Below are 16,603 nucleotides of genomic sequence, written 5' to 3' on the forward strand. Positions count from 1 at the left end.
GCTGATCATCATGGTCGACCGGCCGGGACACCCCCAGCGCCAGGTGGCCCGATCGGATGGCCGGGTGGCCACAGTCGGTTGAGTGAGTTTGCATGACCGTGCATAATCATGCGCATGACAGTGAGGATCGCGGTCGCGGGCGCCAGCGGGTACGCGGGTGGCGAGCTGCTCCGCCTGCTACTCGGCCATCCGGACATCGAGATCGGCGCGCTGACGGCCAACAGCAGCGCCGGTGACAGCCTGCTGAAGCACCAGCCGCACCTCCTGCCGCTCGCCGACCGACGGCTACAAGACACCACAGCCGAGACCCTCAAGGGCCACGACGTGGTGTTCCTCGCACTTCCGCACGGCCACTCCGCCGCGCTCGCCGAGCAGCTGGGCGACGACACCGTCGTGATCGACTGCGGTGCCGACCACCGGCTGACCAGCGCGGACGACTGGAAGCGGTGGTACGGCGGCGAGCACGCGGGCACCTGGCCGTACGGGCTGCCCGAGCTTCCCAACGGGCGGGACGCTCTCGTGGGCGCACGCCGCGTGGCCGTCCCCGGCTGCTACCCGACCGTCTCCTCCCTGGCACTCGCGCCGGCCGTGGACTTCATCGAGGACGAGGTCGTCATCGTCGCCGTGTCCGGCACGTCCGGCGCCGGCAAGTCGCTGAAGCCGAACCTCCTCGGCTCCGAGGTGATGGGGTCCGCGAGCGCGTACGGCGTCGGCGGCGCGCACCGGCACACGCCCGAGATCAAGCAGAACCTGAGCGCCGCGGCCGGCCGTCCGATCGACGTCAGCTTCACGCCGGTGCTCGCGCCGATGTCCCGCGGCATCCTCGCCACCTGCACCGCGCAGCTCAAAGACGGCGCAAACGTTCGCGAGGCCTACGAGAAGGCGTACGCGGACGAGCCGTTCGTGCACCTCCTGCCCGAAGGTCTCTGGCCGACGACGAACGCCGTTCTCGGTTCGAACGCCGTCCAGCTGCAAGTCACCGTCGACGCCGACCTGAACCGGCTCGTGGTCGTGGCCGCCGTCGACAACCTGGCCAAGGGCACCGCCGGTGCCGCTGTCCAGTGCATGAACCTCGCTCTCGGACTGCCGGAAACGACCGGCCTCTCGACCGTTGGAGTCGCTCCGTGAACCGCAACAAGGGCGTCACCGGACCGGAGGGCTTCCGGGCCGCCGGGATCGCCGCCGGGATCAAGGGGTCCGGCGCGCTGGACCTGGTGCTCGTCGTCAACGACGGGCCGTCCGACGCCGCCGCGGGCGTCTTCACCACGAACAAGGTGAAGGCCGCGCCGGTGCTGTGGTCGCAGCAGGTGGTCCAGTCGCGACGCCTCACCGCGGTCGTGCTCAACTCCGGTGGCGCCAACGCGTGCACCGGTCCCGAGGGCTTCCAGGACACCCACGCCACCGCCGAGAAGGTCGCCGAGGTGCTCGGCACCGGCGCCGTCGACGTGGCCGTGTGCTCCACCGGCCTGATCGGGGAGCGCCTGCCGATGGACAAGGTGCTCGCCGGCGTCGAGAACGCCGCGAAGGAGCTGGACTCCTCCGTCGAGGCCGGCCTGAACGCCGCCACCGGCGTGATGACCACCGACAGCCGTCCCAAGCAGTCGTGGAAGGACTCCGGGCAGGGCTGGTCGGTCGGCGGGTTCGTGAAGGGCGCGGGCATGCTCGCCCCGAACCTCGCGACGATGCTGTCGGTGATCACCACCGACGCGGAGGTCTCCGGCGAGCAGCTCGACCGGGCGCTGCGCCTCGCGACCTCGCGGACGTTCGACCGGCTCGACGTCGACGGTGGCACGTCCACGAACGACACCGTCCTCGTGCTGGCCTCGGGTGCTTCTGGCGTCGCGCCCTCGTTCGACGACTTCGCCGCGTTGCTGACCGAGGTCGCGGGTGACCTGGTCAAGCAGCTGCAGGGCGACGCCGAGGGTGTCACGAAGGAAATCAGCATCACCGTCCGGCAGGCCGCCACCGAGGCCGAGGCCGTCCTCGTCGGACGGACGGTCGCCGAGGACAACCTGGTGAAGACCGCGTTGTTCGGCAGCGACCCGAACTGGGGCCGCATCGCGATGGCGCTCGGCCGCGCGGACGCCGAGATCGACCCGGACGTGCTGCAGATCCTGATCAACGGGGTGTCGCTCTACCGCGGCGGGACGCGCGACCGCGACCGCTCCGAGGCGGACCTCTCCGGCCGGGAGATCGAAATCGTCATCGACCTCAACGTCGGCGACGCCGAGGCCACCGTCCTCACCACGGACCTGTCCCACGACTACGTCGAAGAGAACAGCGCTTACTCCTCATGAACGCACAAGAGAAGGCGGCGGTCCTCGTCGAGGCGCTGCCGTGGCTGGAGCGCTTCCGCGGCGCGCTCGTCGTCGTCAAGTACGGCGGCAACGCCATGGTCGACGACGAGCTGAAGAAGGCGTTCGCCGAGGACATGGTGTTCCTGCGGCTGTGCGGCCTGCGCCCGGTCGTCGTGCACGGCGGCGGCCCGCAGATCAAGTCCATGCTGGACAGGCTCGGCATCCACAGCGAGTTCCGCGGCGGCCTGCGCGTCACGACGCCGGAAGCCATGGACGTCGTGCGGATGGTCCTGGTCGGGCAGGTCGGGCGCGAGCTCGTCGGCCTGATCAACCAGCACGGCCCCTACGCCGTCGGCCTCTCCGGCGAGGACGCGCACCTGTTCACCGCCACCCGTCGCGGGGCGGTCGTGGACGGCGAAGAGGTCGACATCGGCCTCGTCGGCGACATCACCGAGGTCAACCCGGACGCGGTGCTCGACATCGTGCGCGCGGGCCGGATCCCGGTCGTGTCTTCCGTTGCGCCGGACATCCACGGAGTGCCGCACAACGTCAACGCGGACACGGCAGCCGGCGCTCTCGCGGTCGCTCTCGGCGCGGAGAAGCTCGTCGTGCTCACGGACGTCGAAGGCCTTTATGCGAACTGGCCGGACAAGTCGTCGTTGCTGAACCAGATCCGCGCCTCCGAACTGGAGAAGATCCTGCCGGACCTGGAGAGCGGCATGGTGCCGAAGATGGAGGCCTGCCTGCGCGCGGTGCGCGGCGGCGTCCCGCAGGCGCACGTGATCGACGGCCGGCTGGCGCACAGCGTTCTGCTCGAAGTCTTCACCTCGGAAGGTGTGGGCACCATGGTGTTGGGGGACGGCAAATGACCGCGCGGTGGCAACAGTCCATGATGGACAACTACGGCACACCCTCGCTGCAGCTCGAACGCGGTGAGGGCGCGCACGTCTGGGACGCGGAGGGCAACCGGTACGTCGACCTGCTGACCGGTCTCGCGGTCAACGCCCTCGGTCACGCGCACCCGGCGATCGTCGAGGCGGTCTCGACGCAGATCGCGAAGCTCGGCCACACCGGCAACCTGTACGTCAACGAGCCCGCGCTCAAGCTCGCCGAACGCCTGCTCGACATCGCGGGCGAGCCCGGCAAGGTCTTCTTCTGCAACTCCGGCGCCGAGGCCAACGAGGCCGCGCTGAAGATGGCGCGCCTCACCGGCCGCACCAAGGTCGTCTCGACGATCGGCGGGTTCCACGGCCGCACGATGGGCGCGCTGACGCTGACCGGCCAGGAGCCCAAGCGCGCGCCGTTCGCGCCCTTGGTCCCCGGCGTCTCGCACATCCCGTTCGGCGACGTGGCGGCGTTGGAAGCCGCGATCGACGACGAGACGGCGGCGTTCATCGTCGAGCCGATCCAGGGCGAGCAGGGCGTCGTCGTCCCTCCGGCCGGCTACCTGCAGGAGGCCCGCCGGATCACCGCCGAGCACGGCGCGCTGTTCGTCCTCGACGAGGTGCAGACCGGCATCGGCCGCCTCGGCACCTGGTTCGCGTTCCAGCAGGCCGGGATCGTGCCGGACGTCGTCACGCTGGCCAAGGGCATCGGCGGCGGGCTGCCGCTCGGCGCCACCATCGGGTTCGGCGCGACGGCGGAGCTGTTCAAGCCGGGCCACCACGGCACCACCTACGGCGGCAACCCCGTGTGCTGCGCGGCCGGGCTCGCGGTGCTCGACACGATCGCCTCGGAAGGCCTGCTGGAGCACGCCTCGTCCGTGGGCAAGGAGATCGCCGCGGGCGTGGAGGCGTTGCACCACCCCGCCATCTCCGGAGTTCGGGGAGCCGGCCTGCTGCTCGGCATCACGCTGCGCGAGGCGGTCTCGGCGAAGGCCGCGGCGGCCGCGCAGAAGGCCGGTTACCTGATCAACCCGATCCAGCCCGACGTGCTGCGGCTCGCCCCGCCGCTCGTGCTCGAGACCTCCGACGCGCAGGCCTTCGTCGCCGCGCTCCCCACCTTCTTCGAGGAGACGCCGTGAGCCCGAGGCACTTCCTGCGCGACGACGACCTGACCACCGAGGAGCAGGCCGCCGTCCTCGACCTCGCCGACACCTACAAGGCGGACCGGTTCACCGCGAAGCCGCTGGCGGGCCCGAAGTCCGTCGCCGTGATCTTCGAGAAGAACTCGACGCGCACGCGGTTGTCGTTCGAGGTCGGCATCGCCCAGCTCGGCGGCAACCCGGTGATCATCGACGGCCGCTCGATGCAGTTGGGCCGCGAGGAGACCATCGAGGACACCTCGCGGATCCTCTCCGGCTACGTCGACGCCGTGGTGTGGCGGACGTTCGCCCAGGCGCGCATGGAGGCGATGGCCTCCGTGTCGCGCATCCCCGTCGTGAACGCGCTGACCGACGAGTTCCACCCGTGCCAGGTCCTCGCGGACCTGCAGACGATCCGCCGCCGTTACGGCAAGCTCGCCGGACTGACGCTGACGTACCTGGGCGACGGCGCCAACAACATGGCGCACTCCCTGCTGCTCGGCGGCGCCACGGCCGGCATGCACGTCCGCATCGGCGCTCCCGCGGGCTTCGTGCCGAACCCGCAGTTCCTCCAGGACGCCAAGAAGCGCGCCGCCGAGACCGGCGGTTCGGTGGCGCTGATCAGCGACCCGCTGGCGTCGGTCGACGGCTCGGACGTGCTGGTCACCGACACGTGGACATCGATGGGCCAGGAGAACGACGGCAAGGACCGCGTCGGCCCGTTCCGCCCGTACCAGGTCAACGCCTCCCTGCTGGCCGCCACCGGCAAGCCGGACTCCACGGTGCTGCACTGCCTGCCCGCGCACCGCGGCTGGGAGATCACCGACGACGTCCTCGACGGACCGCAGTCGCTCGTGTGGCAGGAAGCCGAAAACAGGCTGCACGCGCAGAAGGCGCTCCTCGTGTGGTTGCTGGAGCAGTCGTCATGACTCGCACCGCACGTCAGGGCCGCATTGTCGAGATGGTCAGCCAGCTCGTCATCCGCAGCCAGTCCGAGCTCGCGAAACTCCTCGCCGCGGAGGGCATCGAGGTCACCCAGGCCACGCTGTCGCGCGACCTGGACGAGCTCGGCGCGGTGAAGCTGCGCGGTCCTGACGGCGGCGCGCCGATCTACGTCATCCCTGAGGACGGCAGCCCCGTGCGCGGCGTCCAGGGCGGCACGACCCGCCTCGCGCGCGTGCTCGGCGAGCTGCTGGTGTCGACGGACTCGTCGGCCAACCTGGCCGTCCTGCGCACCCCGCCCGGGGCCGCGCAGTTCCTCGCCTCCGCGCTCGACCGGGCGGCGTTGCACGAGGTCGTCGGCACGATCGCGGGCGACGACACGATCCTGGTCGTGGCCCGCGAGCCGATGACCGGCGCCGAGCTCGCCGAGCGGATCGCCGCCCTGGCCACGGGTTCCGGCGATGAATGAGCCCGTGCACGCCGTCCTGACGTTCGACGCGGGTGTGCCCGTCGCGGTGGACGGCGAGACCGTGTCCGTCGCCGAGGCCGTCCGCGAGCTCAACTTCCGCGCGGGCGTGGTCCGTTCCAGCCTCGGGTCCGTGGCCGTGCGGGTGGCGCGGATGGCGCTGCCGTCGGGGTGCGGCGAGGTCGACGTGTCGCTGTACGAGGGCCGCGTGGTCGGACTCGTGGCCCGTTCGGAAGAATCGCTCTACGACTTCGCTAGCTGAAAGTTGCGTGTGATGAGTTCTTTGTGGGGTGGCCGGTTCGAGTCGGGACCGGCCGAGGCGATGGCGCGGCTGTCGCTGTCGACGCACTTCGACTGGCGGCTCGCGCCGTACGACATCGCGGGCTCGCGCGCGCACGCCCGCGTGCTGCACGCCGCCGGTCTGCTGACCGACGACGAGCTGGCCGGCATGCAGAAGGCGTTGGACGAGCTCCTCGCCGACGTCGAGTCCGGCGCCTTCACCCCCGTGCTGGAGGACGAGGACGTCCACACGGCGCTGGAGCGCGGCCTGATCGACCGCGCGGGCACCGAGCTCGGCGGCAAGCTGCGCGCGGGCCGTTCCCGCAACGACCAGGTCGCGACGCTGTTCCGCATGTGGCTGCGCGACGCCGCCCGCCGCGTCGCCGCCGGTGTGCTCGACGTCGTCGACGCCCTGGCCGCGCAGTCGGAGACGCACTTCGGCGCCGTCATGCCGGGCCGCACGCACCTGCAGTCCGCCCAGCCCGTGCTGCTCTCGCACCACCTGCTGGCGCACGCGCACGCGTTGCTGCGCGACGTCGACCGCCTGCACGACTGGGACAAGCGCGCCGCGTTCTCCCCGTACGGCTCGGGCGCCCTCGCCGGCTCGTCGCTGGGCCTCGACCCCGCGAAGGTGGCCGCGGACCTCGGCTTCTACGCGCCCGTCGAGAACTCCATCGACGGCACCGCCTCCCGCGACTTCGCCGCCGAGATCGCGTTCGTGCTGGCCATGATCAGCGTGAACCTCTCCCGGATCGCCGAGGAGGTCATCATCTGGACCACCGCCGAGTTCCGCTTCGCGGTGCTCGACGACGCGTGGTCCACCGGCAGCTCGATCATGCCGCAGAAGAAGAACCCGGACGTCGCCGAGCTCGCGCGCGGCAAGTCCGGCCGCCTGATCGGCAACCTCGCGGGTCTCCTGGCCACGCTGAAGGCCCAGCCGCTCGCGTACAACCGCGACCTGCAGGAGGACAAGGAGCCCCTGTTCGACTCGGTCGAGCAGCTCGAGCTCCTGCTGCCGGCGTTCGCGGGCATGGTGGCGACGCTGAGGTTCGACGTCGACCGCATGGCGTCGCTGGCACCGGCGGGCTTCACCCTGGCCACGGACATCGCGGAATGGCTCGTGCGCCAGGGCGTCCCGTTCCGCGTGGCCCACGAGGCCGCCGGCGCGTGCGTGCGTGCCGCGGAGTCCCGTGGCGTCGGCCTGGAAGACCTGACCGACGACGAGTTCGCCGCCATCTCGCCCGCCCTGACGCCGGACGTGCGCTCGGTGCTGACCGTCGCGGGCTCGATCGCCTCCCGCAACGCCCAGGGCGGCACCGCGCCGTCCCGCGTCCGCGAACAGCTGGACGCCCTCGTCGCGAAGGCTGCTTCCGCACGTGAGTTCTAGGCTGCTGACCAGGGAGGAGCTGGCCATCGACCCGGTCGATGCCGCCCGGCTCCTCCTCGGCTCGTACCTGGAGGCGGGCGACGTGCGCGTGCGCGTCGTCGAGGTGGAGGCGTACCGGGGCGGCGACGACCCGGCGTCGCACTGCTACCGCGGCAAGACCCCGCGCAACGAGGTCATGTTCGGCCCGGCCGGCTTCCTGTACGTCTACTTCGTGTACGGCATGCACTTCTGCGCCAACGTCGTCTCGCTGACCGACGGCGTGCCGGGCGCGGTCCTGCTGCGTGCGGGCGAGGTGGTCGCCGGTGAGGACGTCGCGTTCTCCCGCCGTCCCGCGTCGCGCTCGGCCGCCGAGCTGGCCAAGGGACCCGCGCGGCTGTGCAAGGTCCTGGGGCTGGACCGGTCGTCGAACGGCCTCGACCTGACGTCGGCCGACTCGCCCGTGCGGCTCTACGCGGCCGATGAACCGGCTACCGACGTGCGTTCCGGTCCTCGCGTCGGTGTCGCAGTGGCGATGGACGTGCCGTGGCGGTTCTGGATCGACTCTCCGGCCGTGTCGACGTACAAGAGAGGCGGCAAGCGCCGCACCTCAGCGTGACAACCTGTCCAGCGCCGCCTTGAACTCCTGCTCCAGAGCCGGGTCCACCTCGAACACCAACCGCACCGTCATGTCGATGTGCTCGCCGGCGGTCAGCCGTTCGACCAGGGTGTCCGCGACCTCGCGCAGGGCCTGCGCGACCGCGTGCATCGCCCGCAGCTGCTGGTCGGCGAACCGCGCCTGGACGCGCGCCGCCGTCCGCGCCGGCTCGCTCGCGTAGCTGGTGCCGTGGATCTCGCGGGCCCACTCGAGGATCTCGTCGAACGTCCGCACGAACAGCTCGCCGAGGTGCACGATCCGGTCCGGGTCGCCCGGCACCCCGGACCGCCCGAACGCGGCCTCCTGCGTGTCCGCCGTGAAGACCGTGTCCACCGCGACCTTGATGATCTCGCTCAGCAGCACGTTGCGGTCGCGGATCAGGTCGATGCCGTTGCCGTGCTCGACCATGCCGTTGCGGGGCGCGTACCGCAGGAAGTGCTCCCAGTACTTCGACTCCAGCTCCGTGAGCCCTTGCGCCACAACGGTCACGTAGAGCAGGTACTCCCAGCCGCGCGGCTTCTCGCGTGCCAGCGCGGCCACCGACTTGGGCGTGATCGGCGTCCTGGCGGTGAACTCGGCGCGGTGCTGCGCCAGCTTCTGCACGACGGCGTCCGCGATCGTGCCGGCGTCGTGGACGCGCAGGTCCAGGTACGCGATGGTGGGGGAGAGCCCGGGAACCTCGGTGTCGTCGACCCGGATCGGCAGCACGTACTCGGTGTGCTGCTCCACCGCCCGCCCGAAGGCGGCACGGCGTTGCAGGCGCGCCCACTTGTCGACGTAGTGCTTCGAGCTGAACAGGAGCACGTACCTCGCCCGTTGCGTGAACGCCTGCGAGAAGTACTCCACGAGGTCGACGCCCCACTTCTCGGCCTCGCGCTCCTTGTCGTGAAACAGCGCGACGCCGAGGTCCTTCAGACGCGCGACAACGGGGAGGACCAGGTGCTGGTCCTCCCCGGCGTAGGACAGGGCGACGTCGAACTCGTACTCGTCCACGCCGCCATTGTCTTAGTGCCGCACAGTCCTGCGGTACCAGGCGCGCCGGCGACCCGACGGGAGCGCGACGCGCGTGATCAGGTTCGTCAGCAACGCGCCGATGACCAACCACAGGAGAGCTGCGAGACCCTCGTTCAGAAGGGTCGCCACGGCCGGAGTGCTGGACGTGAAGAGACCGTCCAGGCCGAGGGTGATGCCGTCCGCCCAGCCCGCGATGAACTGGAAGAACCCGTTGCCGGAGTTCGCTCCCGCGATCACGAGGAAGATGTGGACCAACAGCACGATGGCGAACGTCCAGCAGATGATGTCGATGATCGCGCAGACAGTTCGCACCGTCCGCACCTTGCGGTAGTCGTCGTCCCGCTCGACCACCTCTTCCACGACCGGATCGTCCATGCGCTGCATGTGCACCGGCTCGTTCGCGTACGGCATCCGCTGGGTGGGCCGCCGTAACTCGTCACGTGGCTCCGTCATGGCGTGTGCGTACCCGTTCCGGCACCGGGTCGAAACCCGTTGGACCAGGTGAGGGACAATGAGCGCCGTGAGCGAGCACATCCTTGACGAACTGTCCTGGCGCGGCCTGATCGCGACGTCCACCGACCTCGACGCGCTCCGGAAGGACCTGGACGCCGGCCCGCTCACCCTCTATTGCGGTTTCGACCCGACGGCGCCGTCGCTGCACGCCGGCAACCTGGTCCCGCTGCTCATGCTCAAGCGCTTCCAGATGGCGGGGCACCGGCCGATCGTGCTGGCGGGCGGGGCGACGGGCATGATCGGCGACCCGCGCGACACCGGTGAGCGCACGCTCAACTCCCTGGACACCGTCGCCGAGTGGGCCGACCGCATCCGCGGCCAGCTGGAGCGGTTCGTCGAGTTCGACTCCTCGCCCACGGGCGCGGTCGTCGAGAACAACCTCGACTGGACCGGCCAGATGAGCGCGCTCGAGTTCCTGCGCGACGTCGGCAAGCACTTCTCGATCAACGTCATGCTGTCGCGGGAGACGGTGAAGCGCCGCCTCGAGACCGACGGCATGTCGTACACCGAGTTCAGCTACCTGCTGCTGCAGTCGAACGACTACCTGCGGCTGCACCGCAAGTACGGCACCGCGCTGCAGGTCGGCGGCTCGGACCAGTGGGGCAACATCGTCGGCGGGGTCGACCTGATCCGCCGCGTCGAGGGCAAGCACGTCCACGCCCTGACGGCCCCTCTCGTCACCGACGCCGAGGGCCGCAAGTTCGGCAAGTCCACCGGTGGCGGCAACGTGTGGCTCGACCCGGAGCTGACGTCGCCGTACGCCTGGTACCAGTACTTCGTGAACGCCGGTGACGCCGACGTCCTGCGGTACCTGCGCCTGTTCACGTTCCTCACCCGCGACGAGCTGGACGAGCTGGAGAAGCAGACCGCCGAGGCACCGCACCTGCGGGCCGCGCAGAAGCGGCTCGCGCAGGAGTTCACCGACCTGGTGCACGGCGAGCGCGCGACGCAGCAGGTCATCCTCGCGTCGTCGGCGCTGTTCGGCCGCGGCGAGCTGCGCGACCTGGACGCGTCGGTGCTGGAGGCGGCACTGGCCGAGGCGCCCAAGGGGCAGGTGCGGCTGGCGGACGAGCCGACGATCGTCGACCTGCTGATCGCGTCCGGCCTGGCCGAGAGCCGGGGTGCCGCGCGGCGCACCGTCAACGAGGGCGGCGCGTACGTGAACAACGCGAAGGTGACCGACGAGGAGTGGAAGCCGGCGTCGTCCGATCTGCTCCACGGCAAGTGGCTGGTGCTGCGCCGGGGCAAGCGCAACAACGCGAGCGTGCACGTGGAGCTCTGACCTGCGCGTACTGGTCGTAGGAGGCCGCCGGACCCACCTGGGGCCGGCGGCCTTCGATGTTTCTTGGTGTGATCGCGGTCACAGTGTGCGCGGGTTTGTGCTGCGATAGCGTGGTCAGAGGGTCCTGTGCGGGGCTGCTGACCTGCGGTTTTCTGGCCGCGGGGAGCTGGGTCGCCCCCGATTTGACCCCCAGTTGGCGTGCGTGTAACTTTCTCCATGTCAGCGAGGAACGGGCCGGGAACACCGGAACGGAGCGCGACACAGGTCACGAACCAAGCTTCCGCAGACTGTGGTAGAGTGGGTGACCTCGAAACGACGAAGACCCAGCCGGTAGCTCTTCTGAGCTCAGAGGCCAAGGGCGTCGGAAGTTTCAACCAAAAAGCTTCAGTACGACACAGCCTCGGATCGAGTCGCCGTGCGGCGGATCGTGATGATGAGCGCGTGTTCTTTGAGAACTCAACAGCGTGCCGATAACACAGCCAGTAATATGAATATCTCTCGTCAGAGATATTCCTTTGAGAGTAGTACCAGATTGCCAGACATATTCCGTCTGGAGCGATCAAACACAATCCTTATTGGAGAGTTTGATCCTGGCTCAGGACGAACGCTGGCGGCGTGCTTAACACATGCAAGTCGAGCGGTAAGGCCCTTCGGGGTACACGAGCGGCGAACGGGTGAGTAACACGTGGGTAACCTGCCCTGTACTCTGGGATAAGCCTTGGAAACGAGGTCTAATACCGGATACGACCTGGGATCGCATGATCTTGGGTGGAAAGTTCCGGCGGTATGGGATGGACCCGCGGCCTATCAGCTTGTTGGTGGGGTAATGGCCTACCAAGGCGACGACGGGTAGCCGGCCTGAGAGGGTGACCGGCCACACTGGGACTGAGACACGGCCCAGACTCCTACGGGAGGCAGCAGTGGGGAATATTGCACAATGGGCGAAAGCCTGATGCAGCGACGCCGCGTGAGGGATGACGGCCTTCGGGTTGTAAACCTCTTTCAGCAGGGACGAAGCGCAAGTGACGGTACCTGCAGAAGAAGCACCGGCTAACTACGTGCCAGCAGCCGCGGTAATACGTAGGGTGCGAGCGTTGTCCGGAATTATTGGGCGTAAAGAGCTCGTAGGCGGTTTGTCGCGTCGGCCGTGAAAACTTGGGGCTTAACCCCGAGCCTGCGGTCGATACGGGCAGACTTGAGTTCGGCAGGGGAGACTGGAATTCCTGGTGTAGCGGTGAAATGCGCAGATATCAGGAGGAACACCGGTGGCGAAGGCGGGTCTCTGGGCCGATACTGACGCTGAGGAGCGAAAGCGTGGGGAGCGAACAGGATTAGATACCCTGGTAGTCCACGCCGTAAACGGTGGGTGCTAGGTGTGGGGGACTTCCACGTCCTCCGTGCCGCAGCTAACGCATTAAGCACCCCGCCTGGGGAGTACGGCCGCAAGGCTAAAACTCAAAGGAATTGACGGGGGCCCGCACAAGCGGCGGAGCATGTGGATTAATTCGATGCAACGCGAAGAACCTTACCTGGGCTTGACATGGACTAGAAATCCTCAGAGATGAGGGCTCCCTTGTGGCTGGTTCACAGGTGGTGCATGGCTGTCGTCAGCTCGTGTCGTGAGATGTTGGGTTAAGTCCCGCAACGAGCGCAACCCTCGTTCCATGTTGCCAGCACGTAATGGTGGGGACTCATGGGAGACTGCCGGGGTCAACTCGGAGGAAGGTGGGGATGACGTCAAGTCATCATGCCCCTTATGTCCAGGGCTTCACACATGCTACAATGGCCGGTACAAAGGGCTGCTAAGCCGTGAGGTGGAGCGAATCCCATAAAGCCGGTCTCAGTTCGGATCGGGGTCTGCAACTCGACCCCGTGAAGTCGGAGTCGCTAGTAATCGCAGATCAGCAACGCTGCGGTGAATACGTTCCCGGGCCTTGTACACACCGCCCGTCACGTCACGAAAGTCGGTAACACCCGAAGCCCGTGGCTCAACCCGCAAGGGAGAGAGCGGTCGAAGGTGGGACTGGCGATTGGGACGAAGTCGTAACAAGGTAGCCGTACCGGAAGGTGCGGCTGGATCACCTCCTTTCTAAGGAGCATCTACCGATGGTCTTGGGCAAACGTTCCGAGCATCGGTCAGAACCACGCCAGCCTCGATGCTGGGTGGGCTCATTAGTGGATGCTGGCTGGCTTGACACACAGTTGTCGCTGGAGTGAGTACTGCGGGCTTGCCTGCGTGGAAAGGTCCAGAGAGGGCTGAGTGAATGGATCGGTACGCTGTTGGGTCCTGAGAGAACACGCTTAGTGTCTTTCAGTGATCGGCCATCGGCCGCGGATGAACCACCTAGCCATCGGGTTAGGCCGGCATCGCGCAGTAGAGCTGGTGGATCTGATTGTTCTTTGAGAACTGCACAGTGGATGCGAGCATCTTTGTAGCAAGTTAGTAAGGGCATACGGTGGATGTCTTGGCACCAGGAGCCGATGAAGGACGTAGGAGACTGCGAAAAGTCTAGGGGAGCTGTCAACCGAGCTGAGATCCTAGAATTTCCGAATGGGGAAACCCGGCCCCAGTCATGTGGGGTCACCCATACCTGAACACATAGGGTATGTGGAGGGAACGCGGGGAAGTGAAACATCTCAGTACCCGCAGGAAGAGAAAACAACCGTGATTCCGTGAGTAGTGGCGAGCGAAAGCGGATGAGGCTAAACCGTATTCGTGTGATACCCGGCAGGGGTTGCGTGTACGGGGTCGTGGGACCTCTTGGTCAGTTCTGCCGGACTGGCAAGCAGTCAGAAAACATTGTGGTTAGAGGAATGCGTCTGGAAAGCGTGAGCGTAGAGGGTGAAACTCCCGTACTCGAAAACCCGATGTCTGTTTAGAGTGTTCCCAAGTAGCAGCGTACTCGTGAAATTCGCTGTGAATCTGGCGGGACCACCCGCTAAGCCTAAATACTCCCTGGTGACCGATAGCGGACTAGTACCGTGAGGGAAAGATGAAAAGTACCCCGGGAGGGGAGTGAAATAGTACCTGAAACCGTGTGCCTACAATCCGTCGGAGCCTTTAGGGGTGACGGCGTGCCTTTTGAAGAATGAGCCTGCGAGTTAGTGCTACGTGGCGAGGTTAACCCGTGTGGGGTAGCCGTAGCGAAAGCGAGTCTGAATAGGGCGTTTAGTCGCGTGGTCTAGACCCGAAGCGGTGTGATCTAGCCATGGCCAGGGTGAAGCGCGGGTAAGACCGCGTGGAGGCCCGAACCCACCAGGGTTGAAAACCTGGGGGATGAGCTGTGGTTAGGGGTGAAAGGCCAATCAAACACCGTGATAGCTGGTTCTCCCCGAAATGCATTTAGGTGCAGCGTCGCATGTTTCACCGCGGGGGTAGAGCACTGGATGGTCTAGGGGGCCCACAAGCTTACCGAAATCAACCAAACTCCGAATACCGTGGTGTGAGAGTGCGGCAGTGAGACTGCGGGGGATAAGCTTCGTAGTCGAGAGGGAAACAGCCCAGAACGCCAGCTAAGGCCCCTAAGTGTGTGCTAAGTGGGAAAGGATGTGGGGTCGCACAGACAGCCAGGAGGTTGGCTTAGAAGCAGCCACCCTTTAAAGAGTGCGTAATAGCTCACTGGTCAAGTGGTCCTGCGCCGACAATGTAGCGGGGCTTAAGCACACCGCCGAAGCTGTGTCATTTCAGCCTTGTGCTGGGATGGGTAGGGGAGCGTCGTGTAGCGGTTGAAGCGGCGGAGTAATCCAGCCGTGGACGCTATGCGAGTGAGAATGCAGGCATGAGTAGCGAAAGACGAGTGAGAAACTCGTCCGCCGGATGACCAAGGGTTCCTGGGCCAGGCTAATCCGCCCAGGGTAAGTCGGGACCTAAGGCGAGGCCGACAGGCGTAGTCGATGGACAACGGGTTGATATTCCCGTACCCGTGTGAACGCGCCCATGATGAACCTTGTGATACTAACCGCCCGAAGCGCTCGGCGATGTCCTTCGGGACTAGCCGGGTTGTGGAGCGCGGGACCTGAACTTGTAGTAGTCAAGCGATGGGGTGACGCAGGAGGGTAGCTCCGCCAGTGAGTGGTAGTACTGGTGCAAGCGTGTAGGGCGAGTTGTAGGCAAATCCGCAACTCATCAAGCCTGAGACGTGATGCGTAGCCGATTGAGGCGAAGTAGAGTGATCCCATGCTGCCGAGAAAAGCCTCTAGCGAGCTTTCACGCGGCCCGTACCCCAAACCGACACAGGTGGTCAGGTAGAGAATACCGAGGCGATCGGGCGAACTGTGGTTAAGGAACTCGGCAAAATGCCCCCGTAACTTCGGGAGAAGGGGGGCCGTAGCGCTTGAAGCCTCTTGCGGGCTAGGGCGAGACGGCCGCAGAGACCAGCGAGAAGCGACTGTTTACTAAAAACACAGGTCCATGCGAAGTCGCAAGACGATGTATATGGACTGACGCCTGCCCGGTGCTGGAACGTTAAGGGGACCGGTTAGTCACTTTGTGGCGAAGCTGAGAACTTAAGCGCCAGTAAACGGCGGTGGTAACTATAACCATCCTAAGGTAGCGAAATTCCTTGTCGGGTAAGTTCCGACCTGCACGAATGGCGTAACGACTTCTCGACTGTCTCAACCGCAGGCCCGGCGAAATTGCATTACGAGTAAAGATGCTCGTTACGCGCGGCAGGACGGAAAGACCCCGGGACCTTTACTATAGCTTGGTATTGGTGTTCGATTCGGCTTGTGTAGGATAGGTGGGAGACTGTGAAGCGCTGACGCCAGTCAGTGTGGAGTCATCGTTGAAATACCACTCTGGTCGTATTGGATGTCTAACCTCGGTCCGTGATCCGGATCAGGGACAGTGCCTGGTGGGTAGTTTAACTGGGGCGGTTGCCTCCCAAAGAGTAACGGAGGCGCTCAAAGGTTCCCTCAGCCTGGTTGGCAATCAGGTGTCGAGTGCAAGTGCACAAGGGAGCTTGACTGTGAGACTGACGGGTCGAGCAGGGACGAAAGTCGGAACTAGTGATCCGGCCATGGCTTGTGGAAGCGTGGTCGCTCAACGGATAAAAGGTACCCCGGGGATAACAGGCTGATCTTCCCCAAGAGTCCATATCGACGGGATGGTTTGGCACCTCGATGTCGGCTCGTCGCATCCTGGGGCTGGAGTAGGTCCCAAGGGTTGGGCTGTTCGCCCATTAAAGCGGTACGCGAGCTGGGTTTAGAACGTCGTGAGACAGTTCGGTCCCTATCCGCCGCGCGCGTAGGATACTTGAGGAAGGCTGTCCCTAGTACGAGAGGACCGGGACGGACGGACCGCTGGTGTGCCAGTTGTTCTGCCAAGAGCATTGCTGGTTGGCTACGTTCGGAAGGGATAACCGCTGAAGGCATCTAAGCGGGAAGCTCGTTCCAAGATGAGGTATCCCACCCTTCGTGGGTTAAGGCCCCCAGCTAGACCACTGGGTTGATAGGCCAGAGGTGGAAGACCGGTAACGGTTGGAGCTGACTGGTACTAATAGGCCGAGGACTTGTTACGAAGACGCTACGCATCCACTGTGCGGTTCTGGAAGAACAACCAGAATCGATCGCGACCCTTGCGGGGTTGCTGGTTGTATATTTCCATAGTGTTTCGGTGGTTATAGCGTTGGGGAAACACCCGGTCCCATTCCGAACCCGGTAGTTAAGCCCTTCTGCGCCGATGGTACTGCACTGGTTACGGTGTGGGAGAGTAGGTCGCCGCCGAACTTCTTCCCTGAAGGGGCTTGTGATTGCGGGGCACAACAA

Annotated in this window: 12 protein-coding genes and 3 rRNA genes; 13 read left to right on the top strand and 2 right to left on the bottom strand. The window is 65.9% G+C overall.

The window, feature by feature from the left end; translation table 11 throughout:
• The first annotated feature begins 114 nt into the window (after positions 1-114).
• From argC to V1227_RS38050, 9 genes are read left to right on the top strand one after another with little or no spacing between them, the layout of a single operon-like run.
• Positions 115-1,128, top strand: coding sequence for an N-acetyl-gamma-glutamyl-phosphate reductase (gene argC, locus V1227_RS38010; RefSeq protein WP_329789936.1), 1,014 nt, complete (start codon positions 115-117; stop codon positions 1,126-1,128).
• Positions 1,125-2,297, top strand: coding sequence for a bifunctional glutamate N-acetyltransferase/amino-acid acetyltransferase ArgJ (argJ, locus tag V1227_RS38015; RefSeq protein WP_329789937.1), 1,173 nt, complete (start codon positions 1,125-1,127; stop codon positions 2,295-2,297). The genes argC and argJ overlap by 4 nt, the downstream gene beginning before the upstream one ends.
• A complete protein-coding gene (gene argB, locus V1227_RS38020) occupies positions 2,294-3,166 on the top strand; it encodes an acetylglutamate kinase (RefSeq protein WP_329789938.1) in 873 nt (290 codons plus the stop codon). Before argJ ends, argB begins: the two co-directional genes overlap by 4 nt.
• Complete coding sequence (locus V1227_RS38025) at positions 3,163-4,320, top strand: acetylornithine transaminase (protein WP_329789939.1); 1,158 nt, start codon at positions 3,163-3,165, stop codon at positions 4,318-4,320. Before argB ends, V1227_RS38025 begins: the two co-directional genes overlap by 4 nt.
• Positions 4,317-5,249, top strand: coding sequence for an ornithine carbamoyltransferase (gene argF, locus V1227_RS38030; protein ID WP_329789940.1), 933 nt, complete (start codon positions 4,317-4,319; stop codon positions 5,247-5,249). Before V1227_RS38025 ends, argF begins: the two co-directional genes overlap by 4 nt.
• The gene (locus tag V1227_RS38035) at positions 5,246-5,731 is read left to right on the top strand and encodes an arginine repressor (protein WP_236222492.1); all 486 of its coding nucleotides are present in this window, start codon (positions 5,246-5,248) and stop codon (positions 5,729-5,731) included. The genes argF and V1227_RS38035 overlap by 4 nt, the downstream gene beginning before the upstream one ends.
• The gene (locus V1227_RS40785; RefSeq protein ID WP_143022553.1) at positions 5,724-5,990 is read left to right on the top strand and encodes an argininosuccinate synthase; all 267 of its coding nucleotides are present in this window, start codon (positions 5,724-5,726) and stop codon (positions 5,988-5,990) included. Before V1227_RS38035 ends, V1227_RS40785 begins: the two co-directional genes overlap by 8 nt.
• 12 nt (positions 5,991-6,002) lie before the next feature.
• The gene (gene argH / locus V1227_RS38045) at positions 6,003-7,394 is read left to right on the top strand and encodes an argininosuccinate lyase (protein ID WP_329789941.1); all 1,392 of its coding nucleotides are present in this window, start codon (positions 6,003-6,005) and stop codon (positions 7,392-7,394) included.
• The gene (locus V1227_RS38050; RefSeq protein WP_236222495.1) at positions 7,384-7,989 is read left to right on the top strand and encodes a DNA-3-methyladenine glycosylase; all 606 of its coding nucleotides are present in this window, start codon (positions 7,384-7,386) and stop codon (positions 7,987-7,989) included. The genes argH and V1227_RS38050 overlap by 11 nt, the downstream gene beginning before the upstream one ends.
• Here the strand turns inward: V1227_RS38050 and V1227_RS38055 are convergent.
• Together V1227_RS38055 and V1227_RS38060 are read right to left on the bottom strand one after the other, a co-directional pair.
• Positions 7,981-9,021: a toll/interleukin-1 receptor domain-containing protein gene (locus V1227_RS38055; RefSeq protein ID WP_329789942.1), complete on the bottom strand. Its 1,041-nt coding sequence runs from the start codon at positions 9,019-9,021 to the stop codon at positions 7,981-7,983. The genes V1227_RS38050 and V1227_RS38055 overlap by 9 nt on opposite strands.
• 12 nt (positions 9,022-9,033) lie before the next feature.
• A complete protein-coding gene (locus V1227_RS38060) occupies positions 9,034-9,495 on the bottom strand; it encodes a hypothetical protein (RefSeq protein ID WP_329789943.1) in 462 nt (153 codons plus the stop codon).
• A gap of 67 nt (positions 9,496-9,562) precedes the next feature.
• On the opposite strand from V1227_RS38060, the gene tyrS reads away from it, so the two are divergent.
• From tyrS to rrf, 4 genes are all read left to right on the top strand, one after another.
• Positions 9,563-10,837 (top strand): tyrosine--tRNA ligase, encoded by a 1,275-nt coding sequence (gene tyrS / locus V1227_RS38065; RefSeq protein ID WP_329789944.1) that lies wholly within the window; start codon positions 9,563-9,565, stop codon positions 10,835-10,837.
• A 572-nt stretch (positions 10,838-11,409) separates the two neighbouring features.
• Positions 11,410-12,926 (top strand): 16S ribosomal RNA (locus tag V1227_RS38070).
• Between the two features lie 344 nt (positions 12,927-13,270).
• A 23S ribosomal RNA gene (locus V1227_RS38075) occupies positions 13,271-16,355 on the top strand.
• Between the two features lie 92 nt (positions 16,356-16,447).
• A 5S ribosomal RNA gene (gene rrf, locus V1227_RS38080) occupies positions 16,448-16,564 on the top strand.
• The 16S, 23S and 5S rRNA genes sit together here, the layout of an rRNA operon.
• The last annotated feature ends 39 nt before the right edge of the window (positions 16,565-16,603 follow it).

The sequence above is a fragment of the Lentzea sp. DG1S-22 genome (assembly GCF_036321065.1).
Lineage (GTDB): Bacteria > Actinomycetota > Actinomycetes > Mycobacteriales > Pseudonocardiaceae > Lentzea > Lentzea jiangxiensis.

Excerpts from the sequence above, each read along its gene's own strand:
- argC (WP_329789936.1), top strand. The coding sequence starts at position 115 with ATGACAGTGAGGATCGCGGTCGCGGGCGCCAGCGGGTACGCGGGTGGC.
- argB (WP_329789938.1), top strand. The coding sequence starts at position 2,294 with ATGAACGCACAAGAGAAGGCGGCGGTCCTCGTCGAGGCGCTGCCGTGG.
- V1227_RS38025 (WP_329789939.1), top strand. The coding sequence starts at position 3,163 with ATGACCGCGCGGTGGCAACAGTCCATGATGGACAACTACGGCACACCC.
- V1227_RS38035 (WP_236222492.1), top strand. The coding sequence starts at position 5,246 with ATGACTCGCACCGCACGTCAGGGCCGCATTGTCGAGATGGTCAGCCAG.
- V1227_RS40785 (WP_143022553.1), top strand. The coding sequence starts at position 5,724 with ATGAATGAGCCCGTGCACGCCGTCCTGACGTTCGACGCGGGTGTGCCC.
- argH (WP_329789941.1), top strand. The coding sequence starts at position 6,003 with ATGAGTTCTTTGTGGGGTGGCCGGTTCGAGTCGGGACCGGCCGAGGCG.
- V1227_RS38060 (WP_329789943.1), bottom strand. The coding sequence starts at position 9,495 with ATGACGGAGCCACGTGACGAGTTACGGCGGCCCACCCAGCGGATGCCG.